Origin of the sequence: Enterobacter cloacae complex sp. 2015409, assembly GCF_041365315.1 — a bacterium.
Lineage (GTDB): Bacteria > Pseudomonadota > Gammaproteobacteria > Enterobacterales > Enterobacteriaceae > Enterobacter > Enterobacter pseudoroggenkampii.
In genome coordinates, this window is the sequence record NZ_JBFTVM010000001.1 from 486911 (window position 1) to 509775 (window position 22865).

Annotated in this window: 19 protein-coding genes; 18 read left to right on the forward strand and 1 reads right to left on the reverse strand. The window is 55.8% G+C overall.

The genetic code is table 11. The annotated features are described in order from the left end of the window. The gene (gene asmA, locus ACDO57_RS02190; RefSeq protein ID WP_267216974.1) at positions 1-1851 is read left to right on the forward strand and encodes an outer membrane assembly protein AsmA; all 1851 of its coding nucleotides are present in this window, start codon (positions 1-3) and stop codon (positions 1849-1851) included. 90 nt (positions 1852-1941) lie between these two features. Here asmA and ACDO57_RS02195 read toward each other — a convergent pair whose 3' ends face one another. Further along, entirely contained in the window at positions 1942-3525 is a 1584-nt protein-coding gene (locus tag ACDO57_RS02195; protein WP_061714793.1) for a TerC family protein, read from the reverse strand. A gap of 692 nt (positions 3526-4217) precedes the next feature. On the opposite strand from ACDO57_RS02195, the gene ACDO57_RS02200 reads away from it, so the two are divergent. The 17 genes from ACDO57_RS02200 to wzxC all read left to right on the forward strand — a co-directional run bounded on the left by ACDO57_RS02200 (position 4218) and on the right by wzxC (position 22852). Next, positions 4218-5357, forward strand: coding sequence for a polysaccharide export protein (locus ACDO57_RS02200; RefSeq protein ID WP_014170829.1), 1140 nt, complete (start codon positions 4218-4220; stop codon positions 5355-5357). 6 nt (positions 5358-5363) lie between these two features. Next, positions 5364-5807: a low molecular weight protein-tyrosine-phosphatase Wzb gene (wzb, locus tag ACDO57_RS02205; RefSeq protein WP_023312405.1), complete on the forward strand. Its 444-nt coding sequence runs from the start codon at positions 5364-5366 to the stop codon at positions 5805-5807. 2 nt (positions 5808-5809) lie between these two features. Continuing rightward, on the forward strand, positions 5810-7972 hold the full coding sequence (gene wzc, locus ACDO57_RS02210; protein ID WP_024908108.1) for a tyrosine-protein kinase Wzc: 2163 nt from the start codon (positions 5810-5812) through the stop codon (positions 7970-7972). 151 nt (positions 7973-8123) lie between these two features. Continuing rightward, positions 8124-8966 carry a colanic acid biosynthesis glycosyltransferase WcaA gene (gene wcaA, locus ACDO57_RS02215; RefSeq protein ID WP_023312403.1) on the forward strand — a complete coding sequence of 281 codons (843 nt, stop codon included), beginning with the start codon at positions 8124-8126 and terminating at the stop codon, positions 8964-8966. Continuing rightward, the gene (gene wcaB, locus ACDO57_RS02220; protein WP_023312402.1) at positions 8966-9457 is read left to right on the forward strand and encodes a colanic acid biosynthesis acetyltransferase WcaB; all 492 of its coding nucleotides are present in this window, start codon (positions 8966-8968) and stop codon (positions 9455-9457) included. The genes wcaA and wcaB overlap by 1 nt, the downstream gene beginning before the upstream one ends. Continuing rightward, positions 9454-10671 carry a colanic acid biosynthesis glycosyltransferase WcaC gene (gene wcaC, locus ACDO57_RS02225; RefSeq protein WP_370883468.1) on the forward strand — a complete coding sequence of 406 codons (1218 nt, stop codon included), beginning with the start codon at positions 9454-9456 and terminating at the stop codon, positions 10669-10671. Before wcaB ends, wcaC begins: the two co-directional genes overlap by 4 nt. Beyond that, entirely contained in the window at positions 10646-11866 is a 1221-nt protein-coding gene (gene wcaD / locus ACDO57_RS02230; protein ID WP_370883469.1) for a colanic acid polymerase WcaD, read from the forward strand. The genes wcaC and wcaD overlap by 26 nt, the downstream gene beginning before the upstream one ends. A gap of 16 nt (positions 11867-11882) precedes the next feature. After that, entirely contained in the window at positions 11883-12629 is a 747-nt protein-coding gene (gene wcaE / locus ACDO57_RS02235; protein ID WP_290093374.1) for a colanic acid biosynthesis glycosyltransferase WcaE, read from the forward strand. 15 nt (positions 12630-12644) lie between these two features. Then, positions 12645-13193 carry a colanic acid biosynthesis acetyltransferase WcaF gene (gene wcaF, locus ACDO57_RS02240; protein ID WP_048224018.1) on the forward strand — a complete coding sequence of 183 codons (549 nt, stop codon included), beginning with the start codon at positions 12645-12647 and terminating at the stop codon, positions 13191-13193. Between the two features lie 24 nt (positions 13194-13217). Next, on the forward strand, positions 13218-14339 hold the full coding sequence (gene gmd, locus ACDO57_RS02245) for a GDP-mannose 4,6-dehydratase (protein WP_014884502.1): 1122 nt from the start codon (positions 13218-13220) through the stop codon (positions 14337-14339). A gap of 2 nt (positions 14340-14341) precedes the next feature. Next, on the forward strand, positions 14342-15307 hold the full coding sequence (locus ACDO57_RS02250) for a GDP-L-fucose synthase (protein WP_024908102.1): 966 nt from the start codon (positions 14342-14344) through the stop codon (positions 15305-15307). A 2-nt stretch (positions 15308-15309) separates the two neighbouring features. Further along, entirely contained in the window at positions 15310-15789 is a 480-nt protein-coding gene (locus ACDO57_RS02255; protein ID WP_163330198.1) for a GDP-mannose mannosyl hydrolase, read from the forward strand. Continuing rightward, positions 15786-17009: a colanic acid biosynthesis fucosyltransferase WcaI gene (gene wcaI / locus ACDO57_RS02260; RefSeq protein ID WP_290093373.1), complete on the forward strand. Its 1224-nt coding sequence runs from the start codon at positions 15786-15788 to the stop codon at positions 17007-17009. Before ACDO57_RS02255 ends, wcaI begins: the two co-directional genes overlap by 4 nt. Before the next feature lie 3 nt (positions 17010-17012). Beyond that, positions 17013-18449: a mannose-1-phosphate guanyltransferase gene (cpsB, locus tag ACDO57_RS02265; protein ID WP_024908099.1), complete on the forward strand. Its 1437-nt coding sequence runs from the start codon at positions 17013-17015 to the stop codon at positions 18447-18449. A gap of 111 nt (positions 18450-18560) precedes the next feature. Further along, entirely contained in the window at positions 18561-19931 is a 1371-nt protein-coding gene (gene cpsG, locus ACDO57_RS02270; RefSeq protein WP_370883470.1) for a colanic acid biosynthesis phosphomannomutase CpsG, read from the forward strand. Positions 19932-19977: 46 nt separating this feature from the next. After that, on the forward strand, positions 19978-21372 hold the full coding sequence (gene wcaJ / locus ACDO57_RS02275) for an undecaprenyl-phosphate glucose phosphotransferase (RefSeq protein WP_032646472.1): 1395 nt from the start codon (positions 19978-19980) through the stop codon (positions 21370-21372). A 1-nt stretch (position 21373) separates the two neighbouring features. Continuing rightward, positions 21374-22852, forward strand: coding sequence for a colanic acid undecaprenyl disphosphate flippase WzxC (gene wzxC / locus ACDO57_RS02280; protein ID WP_370883471.1), 1479 nt, complete (start codon positions 21374-21376; stop codon positions 22850-22852). The last annotated feature ends 13 nt before the right edge of the window (positions 22853-22865 follow it).

Consider the following 22865-nt stretch of genomic DNA (forward strand, 5'->3'; position numbering starts at 1 on the left):
ATGAGAAGAGTTCTGACAACGCTGATGATTTTGCTGGTGGTGCTGGTGGCCGGCCTTTCGGCGTTGGTTCTGCTGGTTAACCCCAACGATTTCCGCGCTTACATGGTGCGGCAGGTCGAGGCACGCAGTGGTTATCAACTGAAGCTTGACGGGCCGCTGCGCTGGCACGTCTGGCCGCAGCTCAGCATTCTCTCTGGCCGCATGTCGCTTACGGCTCCGGGGGCGTCCCAGCCGCTGGTGTCCGCAGACAACATGCGCCTTGATGTGGCGCTGTTCCCGCTCATTTCCCATCAGCTGCAGGTTAAACAGGTGATGCTGAAAGGCGCGGTGATTCAGCTCACCCCGCAATCCGAAGCCGTGCGCGATGCAAATGCGCCGGTTGCGCCGCGCGAAAATACCCTGCCTGATGAGCCGTCTGATACAGGCTGGTCCTTTGATATCGGCAAGCTGAAAGTGGCCGATAGCGTGTTGGTTTTCCAGCATGAGCACCAGGAGCAGGTGACCGTTCGCAACATTAACCTGCAGATGGAACAGGATGCGCACCATCTTGCGTCGGTGGCGTTTAGCGGGCGCGTGAATCGCGATCAGCGTGATTTGACCCTGTCTCTGAATGCCAGCGTCAATGCCTCAGACTATCCGCACCAGCTCACCGCCGACATTCAGCAGCTGGACTGGCAGCTGACGGGGGCCGATCTTCCCACCCAGGGGATCACCGGGCAGGGAACGCTGCAGGCCGTCTGGCGCGAAGAACAAAAGCAGCTGGAGCTGGATAATCTCAACCTGCAGGCAAATGACAGTAGCCTGAAGGGGCAGGCGAGCGTTACGCTCGAAGAGAAGCCGAAGTGGGTGCTGAATCTGCAGTTTGACAAGCTCAATCTGGAAAACCTGCTGCCGCCGCTGCCAGCCAGCGCCACCGACAGCGATGCCACGCAGACGGGGCAAAGCCAGGCACCGGTATCGCGTCCGGTTATCTCGTCTAATCTTGATCAACCTGACTATAACGCCCTGCGCGGATTCACGGCGGATATTCTGCTGAAAGCCAATAGCCTGCGCTGGCGCGGTATTGATTTTACCGACGTGAGCAGCCAGATGTTTAACCATAACGGTTTGCTGGTGATCTCCGAACTGAGCGGTAAGATGGGCGCAGGGAACCTCTCGCTGCCCGGCACGCTGGATGTCCGTAAAGACGTTGCCAGCGCCGAATTCCAGCCGCGTCTCGACAACGTTGAGATAGGCACCATCCTGAAAGCGTTTAACTACCCGATATCCCTGACGGGGCAGTTGACGCTAGCGGGTGACTTCTCAGGCACGAAAATTGATGCCGATGCTTTCCGCCGCGAGTGGCAGGGGCAGGCGCATCTTGATCTGAAAAACTCCCGTATGGAAGGGCTTAACTTCCAGCAGCTGGTGCAGCAGGCGGTTGAGCGCAGCAGCGATGTGAAAGCGCAGGATAACTATGACAGCGCCACGCGCCTCGACAGCTTCACCGCGGACCTGACGCTGGACAACGGACAACTTTCTCTCGACGGAATGCAGGGCACCTCTTCACTGTTATCAATGACGGGTGACGGTAAGCTGGATCTGGTGAAAGAGACGGCGGACACGCGCTTTAACGTGCGGGTACTTTCCGGCTGGCAGGGTGAGAGCAAGCTCATCGACTTCCTGAAAGAGACGCCGGTTCCGCTGACCGTATATGGTAAATGGCAGGCCCTGAATTACAGCCTGCAGGTGGATCAGATCCTGCGTAAGCATCTGCAGGATGAAGCGAAACGTCGGCTTAGCGGCTGGGCGGATCGTAATAAAGATTCACAGGACGGCAAGGATGTGAAAAAGCTGCTGGATAAGCTGTGATGCCTGTTGCGCCGGGTGGCGGCTTCGCCTTACCCGGCCTACAAAAACCGAACATCGTAGGCCGGGTAAGCGAAGCGCCACCCGGCTTTTTTATACCTCGAAATCCAGTTCTTCCTCATCCCGCAGCGGAATGAGCTGAACCTTCTGCACGCGATGGTTTTCAATCTGCAGGGTTTTCAGCAGATAGTCGCCCACCTGAACCTCTTCCCCCGGCTGTGGGATACGCTGCAAATACTCCATCAGCAGACCGGCAATGGTGTGATATTCCCGCTTTTCATCCAGCGGCAGCGGGACATATTGCACCAGATCTTCCAGCGGCATATGGCCGTTAGCCGTCCACGAACCGTCTGCGTTTTTCTGAATGTCGTGGCGGGCATCAATCTCATCCACCTCGTTTGGCAGATTACCGGCGATGGTTTCCATTACGTCGCTGAGCGTGACCAGTCCTTCCACCGAACCAAACTCATCCACCACAAAGGCAAAGTGCGTGCGCGCGTTACGGAATTGCTCAAGGGCGGAGAGCAGCGGTAGCCCCTCCGGGAAGACCAGCGGCTGGCGTACCAGGATGCGGAGATTGAGCGGCTCGCCGTGCAGCTGCTGCTGGAGCAGGTCAATAACGTGCACCACGCCCAGCAGCTCCTCTTCCTCTTCACCGCCGGTCACCACCACGCGGGTGTGCTGGTTTTTATCCAGCAGGGCGCGAATGTGCTCTTCCGGTGCCGTCAGGTCGATATGTTCAATGTCATGTCGTGAGGTCATGATGCTGCTGACCGTCCGCTGGTTCAGATTGAGCACCCGCTCGATCATCCGCCGTTCCTGCGGGTCAAAGATCAGCCCGTCGCTGTGGTCGGCCAGCATGGCGGAGGATTCGGCGTCCAGCTCCGCATCCTCTTTCTTACCGCTTAACAGGCGCATAACCGTGTCTGCCGTACGCTGGCGCAGGGTCTGATTCGCGGACAGGAAGCGTCGGCGGTTAAATATCGCCAGCTGGTTAAGCGCTTCAATCATGACGGAGAACCCGATGGCGGCATACAGGTAGCCTTTCGGAATATGGAAGCCAAAACCGTCGGCCACCAGACTAAAGCCAATCATCAGCAGGAAGCTCAGACAGAGGATGACGATTGTCGGGTGACTGTTCACAAACCGTGTGAGCGCCTTGCTGGCCATCACCATCAGGGTGATGGCGATAATCACCGCGGCCATCATCACCGCAAGGTGGTCCACCATCCCGACGGCGGTGATCACCGAGTCCAGGGAGAAGACCGCATCCAGCACCACGATCTGCGCTACCACCGGCCAGAATTTCGCCCCGCGGCGCTGGGTTGGGTTCTCGCTGTCTTTGCCTTCCAGTCGCTCGTTGAGTTCTACCGTGGCTTTGAACAGCAGGAACAACCCGCCGAAGAGCATGATGAGATCGCGGGCGCTAAAACTCAGACCGTGAATGGAGAACAGTGGCTGAGTGAGCGTGACCAGCCAGGAGATAGAGGCCAGCAGCAGTAACCGCATCACCATCGCCAGCAGCAGACCCGTCACGCGCGCGCGGTCGCGCTGGGAAGGGGGCAGTTTTTCAGCGAGGATGGCGATAAAGACCAGATTATCAATCCCGAGCACTAACTCGATGACGACCAGCGTAACCAGCCCGGCCCAGATTGAGGGATCGGCAATCCATTCCATAGTAATAGTAATACCTTCTGTTATATGACGAATGTCACACTTCGATCATGGATAAAGCTGGGGGAAATTGCAATGCCGGGCTGAGATTTCTCTTAATACGAGGGGTAAAAAAGAGAGCATTCTCAACAGGGTGTAAATAAGCGAAATACGTATATTTAATTACAAAGAAAGCATTTTAGGATATATCGCAGATAATGGTTTTTAGTCTCTTGTTGTCAATATAAAGAAATTCCTAAAAGGTCAAAAATTTGCTCTTAATATTAATCTTAAAAACTGATATTAGGACAGTTGTCTCCTTGCCTGCTATTAGGTTAGCTGCAACAATTCTCCCAGCATCAAATGTTAAATCTCGGTGTTGCTATTAATGTTCGGTCTTCAGGGATGGTTATTCATTATCCGTCGGGTTTCTCAAGCGGCTGATATATTTCCAGAAGACCTTGCTCAAGAGGGTGTCTATCCATAACACATTGTTTAGTCAGTGGATTGGTAACTGAAAGCCAAGGGCGGTAGCGTGCCTGAAAGCGTGTGAATCAGCCCCGATTATTCTGTCAATAGCCAATGGATGAATAAGCTTTTTTTAGGACTGATGCCAGTTATATTTCTATTTGATTAACTGCATGCTGAAACCCAATACGACTCGAGCTTATTTAAATTGCACAGGGTAATTACTCTGCCAAAGTGATAAATAATCAATGATGAAATCCAAAATGAAATTGATGCCATTATTGGTGTCTGTGACCTTGATGAGTGGTTGCACGGTCTTTCCCGGCAGCAATATGTCAACAATGGGTAAGGATGTGATCAAGCAACAGGATGCCGATTTTGATCTCGACAAAATGGTGAATGTTTATCCACTTACGCCTCGTCTGGTCGAACAATTACGTCCACGTCCGAATGTTGCCCAGCCGAATATGTCGCTGGACCAGGAAATTGCGTCCTACCAGTACCGCGTGGGGCCGGGTGACGTGATCAACGTGACCGTCTGGGACCACCCGGAACTGACCACGCCAGCGGGCCAGTACCGCAGCTCAAGCGACACCGGTAACTGGGTGCAGTCAGATGGCACCATGTTCTATCCCTACATTGGTAAAGTCCATGTTGCAGGGAAAACGCTTGCCGAGATCCGTAGTGATATTACCGGCCGCTTAGCGCAGTACATCGCCGATCCGCAGGTGGACGTTAATATCGCCGCATTCCGCTCGCAAAAAGCCTATATCTCCGGCCAGGTGAACAAATCCGGCCAGCAGGCCATCACCAACGTTCCCCTGACCGTACTGGATGCCATTAACGCCGCGGGCGGGTTAACCGACGGCGCCGACTGGCGCAACGTGGTACTCACCCACAATGGGAAGGAGCAGCGCATTTCGCTGCAGGCGCTGATGCAAAACGGCGATCTGACCCAGAACCGTCTGCTCTATCCGGGCGACATTCTCTACGTGCCACGCAATGACGATCTGAAAGTCTTCGTGATGGGTGAAGTGAAGAAACAGAGCACCCTCAAAATGGACTTCAGCGGTATGACCCTGACCGAAGCGCTGGGCAATGCTGAAGGTATCGATCTGACGACCTCTAACGCGACCGGTATCTTCGTGATCCGTCCGCTGAAAGGTGAGGGCAGTGCGAAAGGCAAGATTGCCAACATCTACCAGCTGGATATGTCCGATGCGACCTCTCTGGTGATGGCGACGGAGTTCCGTCTCCAGCCATACGATGTGGTGTACGTCACCACCGCGCCGGTTGCCCGCTGGAACCGTCTGATCAACCAGTTGCTGCCAACCATCAGTGGCGTTCGCTACATGACGGATACGGCGCGCGACATTCATACCTGGTAATCCGCGATGTTTAACAAAATTCTGGTGGTATGCGTGGGGAACATTTGCCGTTCCCCCACGGCTGAACGGCTGTTGAAACACTACCAGCCCGAACTGACCGTTGATTCGGCAGGGCTGGGTGCACTGGTCGGTAAAGGTGCCGATGAGCGCGCTACGAGCGTGGCGCGGGATCATCACCTCTCTCTCGACGGCCACGTGGCCCGCCAGGTCACTGGCCGCATGTGCCGGGAGTATGACCTGATCCTGACGATGGAAAAACGTCATATTCATGCGCTGTGCGATATCGCTCCGGAGATGCGCGGCAAGGTGATGCTGTTTGGTCACTGGGACAATGAACGTGAAATCCCCGATCCGTATCGCAAAAGCCATGAGGCCTTTGAGGCGGTTTACACCTTACTTGACCAGTCTGCCCAACAGTGGGCGCAGGCACTGAAAGTTCAGCAGGGATAACAATGACAGAAAAAACAAGACCTTCTGCCGCCCCGATTTCGGGCAGTGATGAAATTGATATTGGGCGCCTGGTCGGCACTGTTGTAGAGGCAAAGTGGTGGGTGCTTGGCATTACCGCCGTATTTGCCGCGGCGGCCGTCGTCTACACGCTGTTCGCCACCCCTATCTACAGCGCCGACGCGCTGGTGCAGATCGAGCAGAATACCGGCAACTCGCTGGTGCAGGACATCGGTTCCGCGCTGGCGAACAAGCCGCCGGCATCCGACGCCGAAATTCAGCTCATCCAGTCACGTCTGGTGCTGGGTAAAACGGTTCACGACCTCGGGCTCGATATCTCCGTCACCAAAAATACCTTCCCGGTCTTTGGTGCCGGCTGGGATCGTCTGATGGGGCGAAGCAACGACACGGTGAAAGTGACTGACTTCGTGCTGCCGAAAGGGGCTGCCGATCAGACGTTTACCCTGACGGTGCTTGGTCCGAAACAGTACCAGCTAACCAGCGACGCGGGCTTTAGCGCACGCGGTGAAGTGGGGCAGATGCTGACCAAAGACGGCGTCAGCATGATGGTCAGCGCGATTAACGCCCAGGAGGGCGGTGAATTTACCGTCACCAAATTCTCCACGCTGGGGATGATCAACAATCTGCAAAACAACCTGACCGTCACCGAAAACGGTAAGGACACCGGCGTGCTGAGCATGACCTTTACCGGTGAAGATAAGGATCAAATCCGCGACATTCTGAACAGCATTACCCGCAACTATCTTGAGCAGAACGTTGAGCGTAAATCGGCGGAAGCGGCGAAAAGCCTGGCCTTCCTCGCGAAACAGCTCCCGGAAGTACGCGGCCGTCTGGATGATGCCGAGAACAAGCTGAACGCCTACCGTCAGGATAAAGACTCCGTTGACCTGCCGCTGGAGGCGAAATCGGTCCTCGATTCGATGGTTAACATTGATGCGCAGCTCAACGAGCTGACCTTCAAAGAGGCGGAGATTTCCAAGCTTTATACCAAACGTCACCCGGCCTACCGCACGCTGCTGGAGAAACGCCGTACGCTGGAAGAAGAGAAGGCGAAGCTCAATGACCGCGTGACCGCGATGCCGAAAACGCAGCAGGAGATCGTGCGTCTGACCCGCGACGTGGAGTCCGGACAGCAGGTTTACATGCAGCTGCTGAACAAGCAGCAGGAGCTGAAAATCACCGAAGCCAGTACCGTGGGTGACGTGCGCATAGTCGACCCGGCTATTACCCAGCCTGGCGTACTGAAGCCGAAGAAAGCGCTGATCATTCTCGGCAGCATTATTCTCGGCCTGATGCTCTCCATCGTGGGCGTGCTGTTGCGTTCCCTGTTCAACCGCGGTATCGAAAGCCCGCAGGTGCTGGAAGAAAGCGGTATCAACGTCTATGCCAGCATTCCGCTGTCTGAGTGGCAAAAATCCCGTGACAGCGTCAAAACCATCAAGGGCGTTAAGCGTTACAAACAGAGCCAGCTGCTGGCGGTGGGTAACCCGACCGACCTCGCTATCGAAGCGATCCGTAGCCTGCGTACCAGTCTGCACTTCGCCATGATGCAGGCCAAAAACAACGTCCTGATGTTAACCGGCGTTAGCCCGTCAATCGGTAAAACCTTCGTCTGCGCCAACCTGGCGGCGGTGGTCAGCCAGACCAACAAGCGCGTGCTGCTGATCGACTGTGATATGCGCAAGGGCTATACCCACGAACTGCTGGGCACCAACAACGTTAACGGTCTGTCGGAAATCCTGCTCGGCAAAGGCGACATTAGCCAGAGCGCGAAACCAACAACGGTGCCGAAATTTGACCTGATCCCACGCGGTCAGGTGCCGCCTAACCCGTCCGAGCTGCTGATGAGCGAACGCTTCACCGAGCTGGTGGAGTGGGCGAGCAAAAACTACGACCTGGTGCTGATCGATACGCCGCCAATTCTGGCCGTGACCGACGCGGCCGTTGTTGGCCGCCATGCGGGCACCACGCTAATGGTAGCGCGTTACGCGGTGAACACCCTGAAAGAGGTGGAAACCAGCCTGAGCCGCTTCGAGCAGAACGGAATTGAGGTGAAAGGGGTGATCCTGAACTCCATCTTCCGCCGCGCGACCGGCTATCAGGATTATGGCTATTACGAGTACGAATATAAGTCTGACAGTAAATAACAAAACACACCCCACACCCCTCACCCTAACCCTCTCCCCAAAGGGGAGAGGGGACTGTTCGGTGCTGGATTTGGGGGACGAACGTAATGATAACCACTGGCTGCCTTTCACCCTCTCCCCTTTGGGGAGAGGGCCGGGGTGAGGGGAAAAAATGACCACACAACGCCCTTTAGTTTCAATCTATATGCCGACATGGAATCGTCAGCAGCTGGCGATCCGCGCAATCAAGTCGGTGTTACGTCAGGATTACGATAACTGGGAGCTGATCATCGTTGATGACTGCTCTTCCTCGTATGAACAGCTGCAAAAGTTTGTGACTGACCTCAACGACCCGCGGGTGGTCTATACGCATAACGCCATCAACTCCGGCGCCTGTGCGGTGCGTAATCAGGCGATTATGCAGGCCAAAGGGCAGTATCTGACCGGTATCGACGACGATGACGAATGGACGCCGAACCGCCTGTCTATCTTCCTGTCGCATAAAGAACAACTGGTTACGCACGCTTTCCTGTATGCCAACGACTATGTCTGCCAGGGCGAAGTTTACTCGCAGCCCGCCAGTCTGCCGCTGTATCCGAAATCACCGTACTCTCGCCGCCTGTTCTACAAGCGCAACATTATTGGTAACCAGGTCTTCACCTGGGCGTGGCGTTTCAAAGAGTGCCTGTTCGATACCGAACTCAAGGCCGCGCAGGATTACGATATCTTCCTGCGCATGGTGGTGGAATACGGTGAACCGTGGAAAGTGGAAGAGGCCACGCAGATCCTGCACATCAACCACGGGGAGATGCAGATCACCTCCTCGCCGAAAAAGTTCTCCGGCTACTTCCATTTTTACCGCAAGCACAAGGACAAGTTTGACCGTGCCAGCCGTAAATATCAGCTCTTTACCCTCTATCAGATCCGCAATAAGCGCATGAACTGGCGCACGCTGCTGACGCTGCTTTCCGTGCGTAACGGCAAGCGCCTGGCTGACGGGCTTCGGGGGAAATAATGTTTCTGGAAGATTGCCGCGCTAACAGCTGGAGCCTGCGTCCGTGCTGCATGGTTCTGGCGTACCGCATCGCGCACTTTTGCTCGGTGTGGCGTAAGAAAAACGTCCTGAACAACATCTGGGCGGCACCCGTGCTGGTGCTGTATCGCATCATCACCGAATGCTTTTTTGGCTATGAAATCCAGGCCGCTGCCACCATTGGCCGCCGCTTTACCATCCACCACGGCTATGCGGTGGTGATCAACAAGTTCGTGGTCGCCGGGGATGATTTCACCATTCGTCATGCGGTCACCATTGGCAACCGTGGGCCTGACAGCCTGGCCTGCCCGGTCATCGGCAATAACGTCGAGCTGGGGGCGAACGTGGTGATCATCGGTGACATCACGATTGGTAATAACGTCACGATTGGGGCTGGCAGCGTGGTGTTGGACAGCATTCCGGATAACGCGCTGGTGGTGGGAGAAAAAGCCCGCGTGAAGGTGATTAAATGAACATTCTGCAATTTAACGTACGCCTCGCAGAAGGCGGAGCGGCAGGCGTGGCCCTGGATCTGCACCAGCGCGCGCTGCAAAAAGGACTTCAGTCGCGTTTTATTTATGGCTACGGCAAAGGCGGCAAGAAAAGCGTCAGCCACGATAATTTCCCGGAGGTGCACAAGCACACGCCGCGTCTGACCTCGATTGCCAACATCGCGCTGTTCCGCCTGTTTAACCGCGATCTGTTTGGCAACCTGAACAATCTTTACCGCACGGTGACCCGCACCACGGGCCCGGTTGTGCTGCATTTTCACGTGCTGCACAGCTACTGGCTGAATCTGGAAGAGGTGGTGGCGTTTTGTCAGAAGGTGCAGGCCCACAAGCCCGACACCCGCTTTGTCTGGACGCTGCACGATCACTGGAGCGTAACCGGGCGCTGCGCGTTTACCGACGGTTGCGAAGGCTGGAAAGATAACTGCCAGAAGTGCCCGACGTTAAGCAACTATCCGCCGGTGAAGGTGGATCGCGCGCATCAGCTGGTGGCCGGAAAGCGTCAGCTGTTCCGCGACATGCTCTCGCTCGGCTGTACGTTTATCTCTCCAAGCCAGCACGTGGCCGATGCCTTCAACAGCCTGTACGGGGCAGGGCGCTGTCAGATTATCAACAACGGCATCGACGTGGCGACGGAAGCCATTCTTGCGGAGCTGACCCCGGTGGCGGAAACCGCAGGCAAACCGAAAATCGCTATCGTAGCGCATGACCTGCGCTACGACGGTAAAACCAACCAGCAGCTGGTGCGCGACATGATGGCGCTGGGGGACAAGATAGAGCTTCATACCTTCGGCAAGTTTTCACCGTTCGAAGGAGCCAACGTGGTGAACCACGGGTTTGAGACCGACAAGCGCAAGCTGATGAGCGCGCTGAATGAAATGGACGCGCTGGTGTTCAGCTCCCGCGTGGATAACTACCCGCTGATCCTCTGCGAAGCGCTCTCAATCGGCGTGCCGGTGATTGCCACCCACAGCGATGCGGCACGTGAAGTGCTGGAAAAATCCGGCGGGAAAACCTTCACGGAGCAGGAGGTCCTGCCCCTGGTACAGCTGCCGAAGGCGCAGATTGCTGAGATCGTTTTTGGCACTGACCTGGAATCGTTCCGCAACCGCAGCCGCAAGGCCTACAGTGGACAACAGATGCTGGAGGAATATGTCTCGTTCTATCAGAGTCTGTAGTTATCTGCTGCTGCCGCTGATCTACCTGCTGGTCAACGTCAAAATTGCCCAGCTCGGCGAAAGCTTCCCGATAACCATCGTCACCTTCTTGCCCGTTCTGCTTCTGCTGTATGTCGATAAAATCAACCTGAAGAAGCTGATGATTGCCTTAGGGCTGGGCACGGGCCTGACGCTGTTTAACTACATCTTTGGCCAGTCGCTGGATGCCAGTAAATACGTCACGTCAACCATGCTGTTTGTTTATATCGTCATTATTATCGGTATGGTCTGGAGTATTCGGTTTAAAACTATTTCTCCGCACAATTATCGGAAAATCCTTAGGTTCTTTTATATTGCCGTTGCGTTAATTGTTATGCTTGCCGCACTGGAGATGGCGCAAATTATTCTGACCGGTGGCAGCAGCCTGATGGAGATAATTTCGAAATATCTCATTTACAGTAACAGCTATGTATTGAACTTCATCAAGTTTGGCGGGAAGCGTACTACAGCCCTCTATTTTGAACCGGCGTTTTTCGCTCTGGCGTTAATCTCAATTTGGCTCAGCATCAAACAGTTTGGTATCAAAACGCCTAAGACCGATGCTATGATTCTTGCAGGAATTGTTCTGTCTGGATCGTTCTCAGGGGTAATGACATTTATCCTGTTTTACCTGCTGGAGTGGGCGTTCCAGTACCTGAACAAAGATGCGATTAAGAAAAAACTGCCGCTGGCGATTATCTCTCTGACGGTATTTATGGTAGGCGTGATATTTGCCTTCCCGTACATCTCAGAACGTTTGGGTGATTTGGGAACGGAAGGGTCTTCGTCCTATTATCGCATCATTGGGCCACTGGTGATGGTGGGTTATTCCTTAACCCATATTGATGGGGTAGTAAGATTCGGCTCACTTTACGAATATGTTGCATCATTCGGAATCTTTAACGGTGCGGATGTCGGTAAAACCATAGACAATGGTCTGTATCTGTTAATTATTTATTTTTCGTGGTTCGCCGTACTGTTGACCCTGTGGTATCTGTTTAAAGTTTTCAAAATGATGATTAACGCGTTTGGTGATAACCAGAACTTTCGCGTTCAGCTTTATCTTTTTACTCCGGTGTCGCTGTTTTTTACCGGGTCAATATTTAGCCCGGAATATGCTTTCTTGATTGTCTGTCCGTTTATTCTGCGCAAGGCGCTTAATATTACGAGCGTATGACGAAATGAGGTGATTTATGTTTCTTAGCGTCATTACTGTCGCTTTTCGTAATTACGAAGGGGTGGTAAAAACCTGGCGCTCGCTGCGCAACCTGGCGCGCGATCCAAGCCTCACCTTTGAGTGGATTGTGGTCGACGGCGGCTCGAACGATGGCACGGCGGAGTTTCTGGAAAAACTCAACGGTGAGTTCAACTTACGCTACATCAGCGAGAAAGATAAAGGCATCTACGATGCGATGAATAAAGGCATCAACATGGCACAAGGCCGTTATGCCATCTTCCTGAATTCGGGCGACATTTTCCATGATGACGTGGCGCTTTTTGCCCGTCAACTGGCGCGCCAGAAAGAGGATGCCATGTATATTGGCGATGCGCTGCTCGATTTTGGCGACGGACATAAAGTGTGCCGCAGCGCGAAGCCAGGCTGGTATATCTATCACAGCTTACCGGCCAGCCATCAGGCCATTTTCTTCCCGGTAAAAGGTCTGAAAAAACAGCCTTACGATTTGCAGTATAAAGTGTCTTCGGATTATGCACTGGCTGCCAGCCTGTATAAATCAGGTTACCCGTTCCGTCGAATTAAAGGGCTGGTATCTGAATTCTCAATGGGCGGCGTGTCAACGTCTAATAATCTGGAATTGTGCCAGGATGCCAAAAAAGTACAGCGTAAAATATTACGCGTGCCGGCATTCTGGGCGGAATTGTCTTATTTATTACGCGTGCGCACCACGGGTAAAACGAAAGCCTTATATAACAAAGCCTGAATATAAGGAAACGTAATGCAGGATCTGAAAGGTTTCTCCGTACCGAAAGGTTTTCGGGGCGCGGGCGGTATTAAAGTGCAGCTGTGGTGGGCCGTTCAGGCCACCTTGTTTGCCTGGTCACCGCAAATACTTTACCGCTGGCGAGCATTTTTATTGCGCCTGTTTGGCGCAAAAATAGGAAAAAACGTAGTCATCCGACCTTCGGTAAAAATTACCTATCCGTGGAAATTAACGCTTGGGGATTACGCCTGGGTAGGGGATGACGCGGTGTTATATACCCTGGGCGAGATTACGATTGGCGCAAATTCGGTGGTTTCACAGAAATGTTATTTGTGCACCGGCAGCCACGATTTTATGAGTCAGCATTTTGATATTACCGCTTCGCCTATTGTGATTGGCGAAAAATGCTGGCTGGCAACGGATGTTTTTGTTGCACCGGGTGTTTCTGTTGGCGATGGCACTGTAGTCGGTGCCCGCAGCAGCGTTTTTAAATCGCTACCGGCAAATAAAGTTTGCCGTGGCAACCCCGCAGTGGTGATACGCGAACGCGTTGAAACTGATTAAATTCATAAGTAGAGGAATATAAACATGTCTAAAGTCGCTCTCATCACCGGCGTTACCGGGCAGGATGGTTCTTACCTGGCAGAGTTCCTGCTGGAAAAAGGTTATGAAGTGCACGGTATTAAACGTCGTGCGTCTTCTTTCAACACCGAACGTGTGGATCATATCTATCAGGATCCTCACGCGGCGAACCCGAAATTCCACCTGCACTACGGCGACCTGACCGATACCTCCAACCTGACCCGTATCCTGCAGGAAGTGCAGCCGGATGAAGTGTACAACCTGGGCGCGATGAGCCACGTAGCGGTCTCCTTCGAGTCCCCGGAATACACCGCTGACGTTGATGCCATGGGTACGCTGCGTCTGCTGGAAGCGATCCGCTTCCTCGGCCTTGAGAAGAAAACTCGCTTCTACCAGGCATCCACCTCTGAGCTGTACGGTCTGGTGCAGGAAATCCCACAGAAAGAGACCACGCCGTTCTACCCGCGCTCTCCGTATGCGGTTGCAAAACTGTACGCCTACTGGATCACCGTGAACTACCGTGAATCCTACGGCATGTACGCCTGTAACGGCATCCTGTTCAACCACGAATCTCCACGTCGTGGCGAAACCTTCGTGACCCGCAAAATCACCCGCGCTATCGCCAACATCGCGCAGGGTCTGGAGTCTTGCCTGCACCTCGGCAACATGGATTCCCTGCGTGACTGGGGCCATGCCAAAGACTACGTGAAAATGCAGTGGATGATGCTGCAGCAGGAACAGCCAGAAGACTTCGTAATTGCGACCGGCGTGCAGTACTCCGTACGTCAGTTCGTTGAAATGGCCGCGGCACAGCTGGGCATCAAACTGCGCTTTGAAGGTACCGGCGTGGAAGAGAAAGGTATCGTTGTGTCCGTGACCGGCCACGACGCACCGGGCGTGAAGCCAGGCGACGTGATTGTGCAGGTTGACCCGCGCTACTTCCGTCCTGCTGAAGTAGAAACCCTGCTGGGCGACCCAACCAAAGCGCACGAGAAGCTGGGCTGGAAACCAGAAATCACTCTGCAGGAGATGGTTTCCGAGATGGTTGCCAAAGATCTTGAAGCAGCGAAAAAACACTCCCTGCTCAAGTCTCATGGCTACGAGGTTGCCATCGCGCTGGAGTCCTGAGAATGACAAAACAACGTATTTTTGTCGCCGGTCATCGCGGAATGGTGGGTTCCGCGATTGTGCGCCAGCTCGAGCAGCGCGGTGACGTAGAAGTGATTGTCCGCACCCGCGACGAGCTGAACCTGCTCGACAGCCGTGCGGTACAGGACTTCTTTGCTAACGAACGCATTGACCAGGTGTATCTGGCGGCGGCGAAAGTGGGCGGCATTGTTGCCAACAACACTTACCCGGCGGATTTCATCTACGAGAACATGATGATCGAGAGCAACATCATTCACGCGGCGCATCTGCACAACGTGAACAAGCTGTTGTTCCTCGGCTCATCCTGTATTTACCCGAAAATGGCGAAACAGCCGATCGCCGAAAGCGAGCTGCTGCAGGGCACGCTTGAAGCAACCAATGAGCCGTATGCGATTGCCAAGATTGCCGGGATCAAGCTGTGCGAGTCCTATAACCGTCAGTACAACCGCGACTATCGTTCGGTGATGCCGACCAACCTGTACGGACCGCACGACAATTTCCACCCGAGCAACTCGCACGTGATCCCGGCGCTGCTGCGCCGCTTCCACGAGGCGACCGCCGAGAACGCACCGGACGTGGTGGTGTGGGGCAGCGGTACGCCGATGCGTGAATTCCTGCACGTGGACGACATGGCTGCCGCCAGCATTCACGTGATGGAGCTGGATCGCGAAGTGTGGCAGGAGAACACCGAGCCGATGCTGTCGCATATCAACGTCGGTACCGGCGTGGACTGCACCATTCGCGAGCTGGCGCAAACCATCGCGCAGGTAGTGGGTTACAAAGGTCGCGTGGTGTTTGACGCCACCAAGCCGGACGGTACGCCGCGCAAGCTGCTGGACGTGACCCGTCTGCATCAGCTGGGCTGGTATCACGAGGTGTCACTGGAGCAGGGACTGGCCAGTACCTACCAGTGGTTCCTGGAAAACCAGCACCGCTTCCGGGGGTAACGATGTTTTTAAGTCAGGAAGATTTTGCCACGGTAGTGCGTTCCACTCCGCTCATCTCAATTGATTTGATCGTGGAGAACGAACGCGGCGAGTTCTTGCTGGGGAAACGAACCAACCGTCCTGCACAGGGCTTCTGGTTCGTGCCCGGCGGGCGCGTGCAGAAGGATGAGACGTTGAGCGATGCGTTTGAGCGTCTCACTCTGGCGGAACTGGGCCTGCAGCTGCCGATGGCGGCGGGCCAGTTTTACGGGGTCTGGCAGCACTTCTATGACGATAACTTTTCGGGCACCGGGTTCTCCACGCACTACATCGTGCTGGGGTTCCGCCTGAAGGTGAGTGAGGCAGACCTGCGTCTGCCTGATTCTCAGCATGACGACTACCGCTGGCAGACGCCAGAGGCGCTGCTGGCCAGCGACAATGTGCACGACAACAGCCGTGCCTATTTCCTGGCCGATCGTCAGTCCGGAGTGCCGGGCTTATGAAAATTTTAGTGTACGGAATCAACTACTCGCCGGAGCTAACCGGCATCGGGAAATACACCGGCGAGATGGTCGAGTGGATGGCGAGCCAGGGACATGACGTGCGGGTCATTACCGCGCCGCCGTACTACCCGGAATGGAAAGTCGGGGAGCGCTACTCAAGCTGGCGCTACCGTCGCGAAGAGGGTGCAGCGACCGTCTGGCGCTGCCCGCTGTATGTGCCTAAGCAGCCCTCGACGCTGAAACGGTTGATTCATCTCGGCAGCTTTGCCCTGAGCAGTTTCTTCCCGCTGATGGCGCAGCGCCGCTGGAAGCCGGATCGCATCATCGGCGTGGTGCCAACGCTGTTTTGCACGCCGGGCATGCGCTTGCTGGGCAAACTCTCCGGCGCGCGCACCCTGCTGCACATTCAGGATTATGAAGTTGACGCCATGCTGGGCCTGGGGATGGCAGGCAAAGGCAAAGGCGGCAAGGTGGCGAAGCTCGCCAGCGCGTTTGAGCGCAGTGGCTTACACAACGTGGATTACGTCTCAACGATCTCGCGCTCGATGATGAACAAGGCGCAGGAGAAGGGCGTCCCGGCGGAAAAGGTGATCTTCTTCCCGAACTGGTCCGAAGTGGCGCGTTTTCGCGACGTGACTGAGCAAGACGCTCAGGCGCTGCGCGCGCAGCTTGGTTTGCCTGAAGATCAAAAAATCATTCTTTACTCAGGCAACATCGGCGAAAAGCAGGGGCTGGAGAGTGTGATTGAAGCGGCCCAACTGCTGAACCAACATCCGTGGACGTTTGTGATTGTCGGGCAGGGGGGGGGAAAAGCGCGGCTGGAAAAAATGGTCGGCGAACGCGGCCTGACCAACGTGAAATTTTTCCCGCTTCAGTCTTACGAGGCACTGCCTGCGCTGCTGAAGATGGGCGACTGCCATCTGGTGGTGCAAAAACGCGGTGCCGCGGATGCGGTGCTGCCGTCCAAGCTGACCAACATTCTGGCAGTGGGCGGCAACGCGGTGATTACGGCAGAAGCCGAAACAGAATTAGGCCAGCTGTGTGACAGCTATCCGGGCATTGCCGTGTGCGTGGAGCCGGAATCGGTCCCGGCGCTGGTCACCGGAATTGAGCAGGCACTTGCCATGCCAAAAGTGAACACGGTGGCACGTGAATATGCCGAACGCACGCTCGAGAAAGAGAACGTGCTGAGCCAATTTATTGCAGATATACGGGGATAAATCATGAGTCAAACCACTTTGTATCCGGTTGTGATGGCTGGTGGCTCTGGTAGCCGGTTGTGGCCGCTGTCCCGCGTGCTCTATCCAAAACAGTTCCTCTGTCTGAAAGGGGATCTCACCATGCTGCAGACGACGGTCAACCGTCTGCACGGCGTGGAGTGTGAAAGCCCGGTGGTAATTTGTAACGAACAGCACCGCTTTATTGTTGCCGAGCAGCTGCGCCAGCTGAACAAACTTACTGAAAACATCATCCTGGAGCCTGCCGGTCGTAACACCGCGCCTGCGATCGCCCTGGCGGCGCTGGCGGCAAAACGCAGCAGCCCGGACTGTGACCCGCTGATGCTGGTTCTGGCGGCAGACCACGTTATCCAACAGGAAGACGCATTCCGCGACGCGGTGCGTGCGGCCATTCCTTACGCCGAAAGCGGCAAACTGGTGACCTTCGGCATCGTGCCGGATCTGCCGGAAACCGGCTACGGCTACATCCGTCGCGGCAGCGTGGCGCCGGGTGAAGGCGACAGCGTGGCGTTTGACGTGGCGCAGTTTGTCGAAAAACCGAATCTGGAAACCGCGCAGGCCTACGTTGCCAGCGGTGAGTATTACTGGAACAGCGGGATGTTCCTGTTCCGCGCCGGACGCTATCTGGAAGAGCTGCGCAAATACCGCCCGGATATTCTGAACGCCTGCGAGAAAGCGATGGCGGTGGTGGACCCGGATCTCGACTTCATCCGCGTGGATGAAGAGGCGTTCCTCGCCTGCCCGGAAGAGTCCATTGACTACGCGGTGATGGAGCGCACGGCAGATGCCGTTGTGGTGCCGATGGATGCGGGCTGGAGCGATGTGGGCTCCTGGTCCTCCCTGTGGGAGATCAGCGCCCATACCCCGGAGGGTAACGTCCATCACGGCGATGTCATTAGCCACAAAACGGAAAATAGCTACGTCTACGCCGAGTCCGGCCTGGTCACCACGGTCGGGGTGAAAGATCTGGTGGTTGTCCAGACCAAAGACGCCGTGCTGATTGCCGACCGTAACGCCGTGCAGGACGTTAAAAAAGTGGTGGAGAAAATTAAGGCGGATGGTCGCCACGAGCACCATATTCACCGCGAAGTGTACCGTCCGTGGGGGAAATATGACTCCATTGATTCCGGTGACCGCTATCAGGTGAAACGCATCACCGTGAAGCCGGGCGAGGGGCTGTCGGTACAGATGCACCATCACCGTGCCGAGCACTGGGTGGTGGTGGCGGGTACCGCCAAAGTCACTATCGACGGTGAAGTCAAACTGCTGGGTGAAAACGAGTCCATTTATATTCCGCTGGGGGCGACGCACTGTCTGGAGAACCCAGGGAAAATTCCTCTCGACTTAATTGAGGTGCGTTCCGGCTCGTATCTGGAAGAGGACGATATCGTGCGCTTCCAGGACCGCTACGGGCGGGTGTAGCACTCTGCATTATGCCCGGTGGCGCTGCGCTTACCGGGCCTACGAATGACAAAAAAATTAATTTGGCCATTTAGTGGTCAGGGCCGACTGTTGCCTGAAAAAGGGGTCATCATGGAAAAATTAACCTGTTTTAAAGCCTACGATATTCGCGGCAAGCTGGGCGAAGAGCTGAATGAAGACATTGCGTGGCGCATTGGCCGCGCGTACGGCGAATATTTAAAACCGCAGACCATCGTGCTGGGCGGCGACGTGCGCCTGACCAGTGAATCCCTGAAGCTGGCCCTGGCGAAAGGGCTGCAGGACGCGGGCGTGGACGTGCTGGACATCGGTCTTTCCGGCACCGAAGAGATTTACTTTGCCACCTTCCACCTGGGCGTGGACGGCGGTATCGAAGTGACGGCCAGCCACAACCCGATGGACTACAACGGCATGAAGCTGGTGCGCAAGGGCGCCCGCCCTATCAGCGGCGACACCGGCCTGCGCGACGTGCAGCGCCTGGCGGAAGCCAACGATTTCCCGCCGGTGAATGAGGCTAAGCGCGGCAGCTACAAAAAAATCAACCTGCAAAAAGAGTACATCGACCACCTGCTGGGCTACATCAACGTGGCGAACCTCAAGCCGCTGAAGCTGGTGATTAACTCCGGTAACGGCGCGGCCGGTCCGGTGGTGGACGCGCTGGAAGCCCACTTTAAGGCGCTGAACGTGCCAGTGACCTTCGTGAAAGTGCACAACACCCCGGACGGCAACTTCCCGAACGGTATTCCTAACCCGCTGCTGCCGGAGTGTCGCGACGACACCCGCAACGCGGTGATTGAGCACGGCGCGGATATGGGTATCGCCTTTGACGGCGACTTCGACCGCTGCTTCCTGTTCGACGAGAAAGGGCAGTTCATCGAGGGCTACTACATTGTCGGCCTGCTGGCGGAAGCGTTCCTGGAGAAAAACCCGGGCGCGAAAATCATTCATGACCCGCGCCTTTCCTGGAACACCGTCGACGTGGTGTCCGCGGCGGGCGGTACGCCGGTGATGTCCAAAACCGGCCACGCCTTCATCAAAGAGCGCATGCGCGAAGAAGACGCCATCTACGGCGGCGAGATGAGCGCCCACCACTACTTCCGTGATTTTGCCTACTGCGACAGCGGGATGATCCCGTGGCTGCTGGTCACCGAGCTGCTGTGCCTGAAGGGGCAGACGCTGGGCGAGCTGGTGCGCGACCGCATGGCGGCGTTCCCGGCGAGCGGGGAGATCAACAGCAAGCTGGCGCAGCCGGCCGAGGCCATTGCCCGCGTGGAGCAGCACTTTGCGATTCACGCGCTGGAAATTGACCGTACGGACGGCATCAGCATGGCGTTCCCGCAGTGGCGCTTTAACCTGCGCTCGTCCAACACCGAGCCGGTGGTGCGCCTGAACGTGGAGTCCCGTGCTGACACCGCGCTGATGGAAGCCCGAACGAAGGACATTCTGGCGCTGTTGAATCAGTAATAATTGCCCCTCCCGGTGGGAGGGGGAACCGAATACAGGAACAACGATGACGAATCTAAAAAAACGCGAACGAGCGAGAACGAATGCATCGTTAATCTCTATGGTGCAGCGTTTTTCTGATATCACCATCATGGTCGGTGGATTGTGGGCGGTGTGTCGGATCAGCGGGCTGCCGTTCTTATATATGCATCTGCTGATGGCCCTGATTGCGCTGGTCGTGTTTCAAATGATCGGCGGAATGACCGATTTCTACCGCTCGTGGCGCGGCGTCAAAATGACTACCGAACTGATGCTGCTGCTGCAGAACTGGACCCTTAGCCTGATCTTCAGCGCAGGCCTGGTGGCGTTCAGCCATGATTTTGACAATCGCCTCGTCACCTATCTCTGCTGGTATCTGTTAACCAGTGTCGGCATGGTGGTGTGCCGTTCCCTGATCCGCTTTGGTGCGGGCTGGCTGCGTAACCGGGGTTATAACCGTCGCTTCGTTGCCGTGGCGGGCGATCTGCCGGTCGGGAAGGTACTGCTCGACAGCTTCCGCAAAGAGCCGTGGTTAGGGTTTGAAGTGGTGGGGATTTATCACGACGCGAAGCCGGGTGGCGTGCCTGCGGACTGGGCGGGTAATTACGACCAGCTTATTGAAGACGCGAAAGCCGGCAAAATTCACAACGTCTACATTGCCATGCAGATGAGAGACGAATCCCGCATTAAGCAACTGATGCGCGAGCTGGCGGACACCACCTGCTCCGTGATCCTGATCCCGGACGTGTTTACCTTCAACATTCTTCACTCCCGTATTGAAGAGGTGAACGGCGTGCCGGTGGTACCGCTATACGACACGCCGCTGTCGGGCATTAACCGCGTGCTGAAGCGCGTGGAAGATATCGTGCTCTCTTCACTGATCCTGCTGCTGATTTCGCCTGTTCTGTGCTGCATTGCCCTGGCGGTGAAGCTGAGCTCTCCCGGCCCGGTTATCTTCCGCCAGACTCGCTACGGTATGGACGGCAAGCCGATTATGGTGTGGAAATTCCGCTCCATGAAGGTGATGGAAAACGACAAGGTGGTGACCCAGGCAACGCAGAACGATCCGCGCGTCACCCGCGTGGGGAACTTCCTGCGCCGCACCTCGCTGGATGAACTGCCGCAGTTTATCAACGTCTTTACCGGCGGCATGTCGATTGTTGGCCCGCGTCCGCACGCGGTGGCGCACAACGAGCAGTATCGCTCGCTGATTGAGGGCTACATGCTGCGCCATAAGGTGAAGCCGGGCATCACCGGTTGGGCGCAGATCAACGGCTGGCGCGGCGAAACCGACACGCTGGAAAAAATGGAAAAGCGTATCGAATTCGATCTGGAGTACATCCGCGAATGGAGTATCTGGTTCGATATCAAGATTGTTTTTCTGACCATCTTCAAAGGTTTCGTGAACAAAGCGGCGTACTAAGATGAGCTTACGTGAAAAAACCATCAGCGGGGCGAAGTGGTCAGCGATGGCGACCATCGTCATCATTGGCCTCGGTCTGGTGCAGATGACCGTGCTGGCGCGCATTATTGATAATCACCAGTTCGGCCTGCTGACCGTCTCGCTGGTGATTATCGCGCTGGCCGATACGCTGTCTGATTTTGGTATCGCCAACTCGATTATCCAGCGCAAAGAGATTAGCCATCTGGAGCTGACCACGCTCTACTGGCTGAACGTGGGGCTGGGGATATTCGTGTTTGTGCTGGTGTTCCTGCTGAGCGATACCATCGCCAGCGTGCTGCACAACCCGGATCTCGCTCCGCTGATGCGCACGCTGTCGTTTGCTTTCGTGGTGATCCCGCACGGACAGCAGTTCCGCGCGCTGATGCAGAAAGAGCTGGAGTTCAACAAGATCGGCATGATTGAGACCAGCGCCGTTCTGGCGGGCTTTACCTTCACCGTGGTGAGCGCCCATTTCTGGCCGCTGGCGATGACCGCTATTCTGGGATACCTGGTTAACTCTGCCGTCCGTACGCTGCTGTTCGGCTACTTTGGCCGCAAGATCTACCGTCCGGGGCTGCATTTCTCCCTGGCGTCCGTCTCGTCCAACCTGCGCTTTGGCGCGTGGCTGACGGCGGACAGCATCATCAACTATGTGAATACCAACCTGTCGACGCTGGTGCTGGCGCGTATTCTTGGCGCGAGCGTGGCGGGGGGCTACAACCTGGCCTACAACGTCGCGGTGGTGCCGCCGATGAAGCTGAACCCGATTATCACCCGCGTCCTGTTCCCGGCGTTTGCCAAGATTCAGGACGACACCGAGAAGCTGCGCGTCAACTTCTACAAGCTGCTTTCCGTGGTGGGGATTATTAACTTCCCGGTGCTGCTGGGGCTGATGGTGGTGTCCAGCAACTTCGTGCCGCTGGTGTTTGGTGAAAAGTGGAACGGCATCATTCCGATCCTGCAGCTGCTGTGCGTGGTAGGGCTGTTGCGCTCCGTGGGGAATCCAATTGGGTCTCTGCTGATGGCAAAAGCGCGCGTGGACATCAGCTTTAAGTTCAACGTGTTCAAAACCTTCCTGTTTATTCCGGCGATTATCGTTGGCGGGCATATGGCGGGCGCCATCGGCGTGACGCTGGGCTTCCTGCTGGTGCAGATCGTCAATACCGTTCTGAGCTACTTCATCATGATCAAGCCGGTGCTGGGTTCCAGCTACCGTCAGTACATCCTGAGCCTGTGGCTGCCGTTCTATCTCTCATTGCCGACCCTGGCGGTGAGCTACGGCCTGGGCATCATCCTCAGCGGCCACTTGCCGCTGGCCGCGCTGCTGGCGGTGCAGGTTGCCACGGGGGCGCTGGCCTTCGTCGTGATGATCGTACTTTCTCGCAATGCGCTGGTGGTAGAGATGAAGCGCCAGTTTTGCCGTAACGAAAAAATGAAAACGCTGCTTCGCGCAGGCTAGTTATTTAAGAGGC

Bases quoted from the DNA above. Each gene is read 5' to 3' on its own strand.
- asmA (WP_267216974.1), top strand. From the start codon at position 1: ATGAGAAGAGTTCTGACAACGCTGATGATTTTGCTGGTGGTGCTGGTG.
- ACDO57_RS02195 (WP_061714793.1), bottom strand. From the start codon at position 3,525: ATGGAATGGATTGCCGATCCCTCAATCTGGGCCGGGCTGGTTACGCTG.
- ACDO57_RS02200 (WP_014170829.1), top strand. From the start codon at position 4,218: ATGATGAAATCCAAAATGAAATTGATGCCATTATTGGTGTCTGTGACC.
- wzb (WP_023312405.1), top strand. From the start codon at position 5,364: ATGTTTAACAAAATTCTGGTGGTATGCGTGGGGAACATTTGCCGTTCC.
- wzc (WP_024908108.1), top strand. From the start codon at position 5,810: ATGACAGAAAAAACAAGACCTTCTGCCGCCCCGATTTCGGGCAGTGAT.
- wcaA (WP_023312403.1), top strand. From the start codon at position 8,124: ATGACCACACAACGCCCTTTAGTTTCAATCTATATGCCGACATGGAAT.
- wcaB (WP_023312402.1), top strand. From the start codon at position 8,966: ATGTTTCTGGAAGATTGCCGCGCTAACAGCTGGAGCCTGCGTCCGTGC.
- wcaC (WP_370883468.1), top strand. From the start codon at position 9,454: ATGAACATTCTGCAATTTAACGTACGCCTCGCAGAAGGCGGAGCGGCA.
- wcaD (WP_370883469.1), top strand. From the start codon at position 10,646: ATGTCTCGTTCTATCAGAGTCTGTAGTTATCTGCTGCTGCCGCTGATC.
- wcaE (WP_290093374.1), top strand. From the start codon at position 11,883: ATGTTTCTTAGCGTCATTACTGTCGCTTTTCGTAATTACGAAGGGGTG.
- wcaF (WP_048224018.1), top strand. From the start codon at position 12,645: ATGCAGGATCTGAAAGGTTTCTCCGTACCGAAAGGTTTTCGGGGCGCG.
- gmd (WP_014884502.1), top strand. From the start codon at position 13,218: ATGTCTAAAGTCGCTCTCATCACCGGCGTTACCGGGCAGGATGGTTCT.
- ACDO57_RS02250 (WP_024908102.1), top strand. From the start codon at position 14,342: ATGACAAAACAACGTATTTTTGTCGCCGGTCATCGCGGAATGGTGGGT.
- ACDO57_RS02255 (WP_163330198.1), top strand. From the start codon at position 15,310: ATGTTTTTAAGTCAGGAAGATTTTGCCACGGTAGTGCGTTCCACTCCG.
- wcaI (WP_290093373.1), top strand. From the start codon at position 15,786: ATGAAAATTTTAGTGTACGGAATCAACTACTCGCCGGAGCTAACCGGC.
- cpsB (WP_024908099.1), top strand. From the start codon at position 17,013: ATGAGTCAAACCACTTTGTATCCGGTTGTGATGGCTGGTGGCTCTGGT.
- cpsG (WP_370883470.1), top strand. From the start codon at position 18,561: ATGGAAAAATTAACCTGTTTTAAAGCCTACGATATTCGCGGCAAGCTG.
- wcaJ (WP_032646472.1), top strand. From the start codon at position 19,978: ATGACGAATCTAAAAAAACGCGAACGAGCGAGAACGAATGCATCGTTA.
- wzxC (WP_370883471.1), top strand. From the start codon at position 21,374: ATGAGCTTACGTGAAAAAACCATCAGCGGGGCGAAGTGGTCAGCGATG.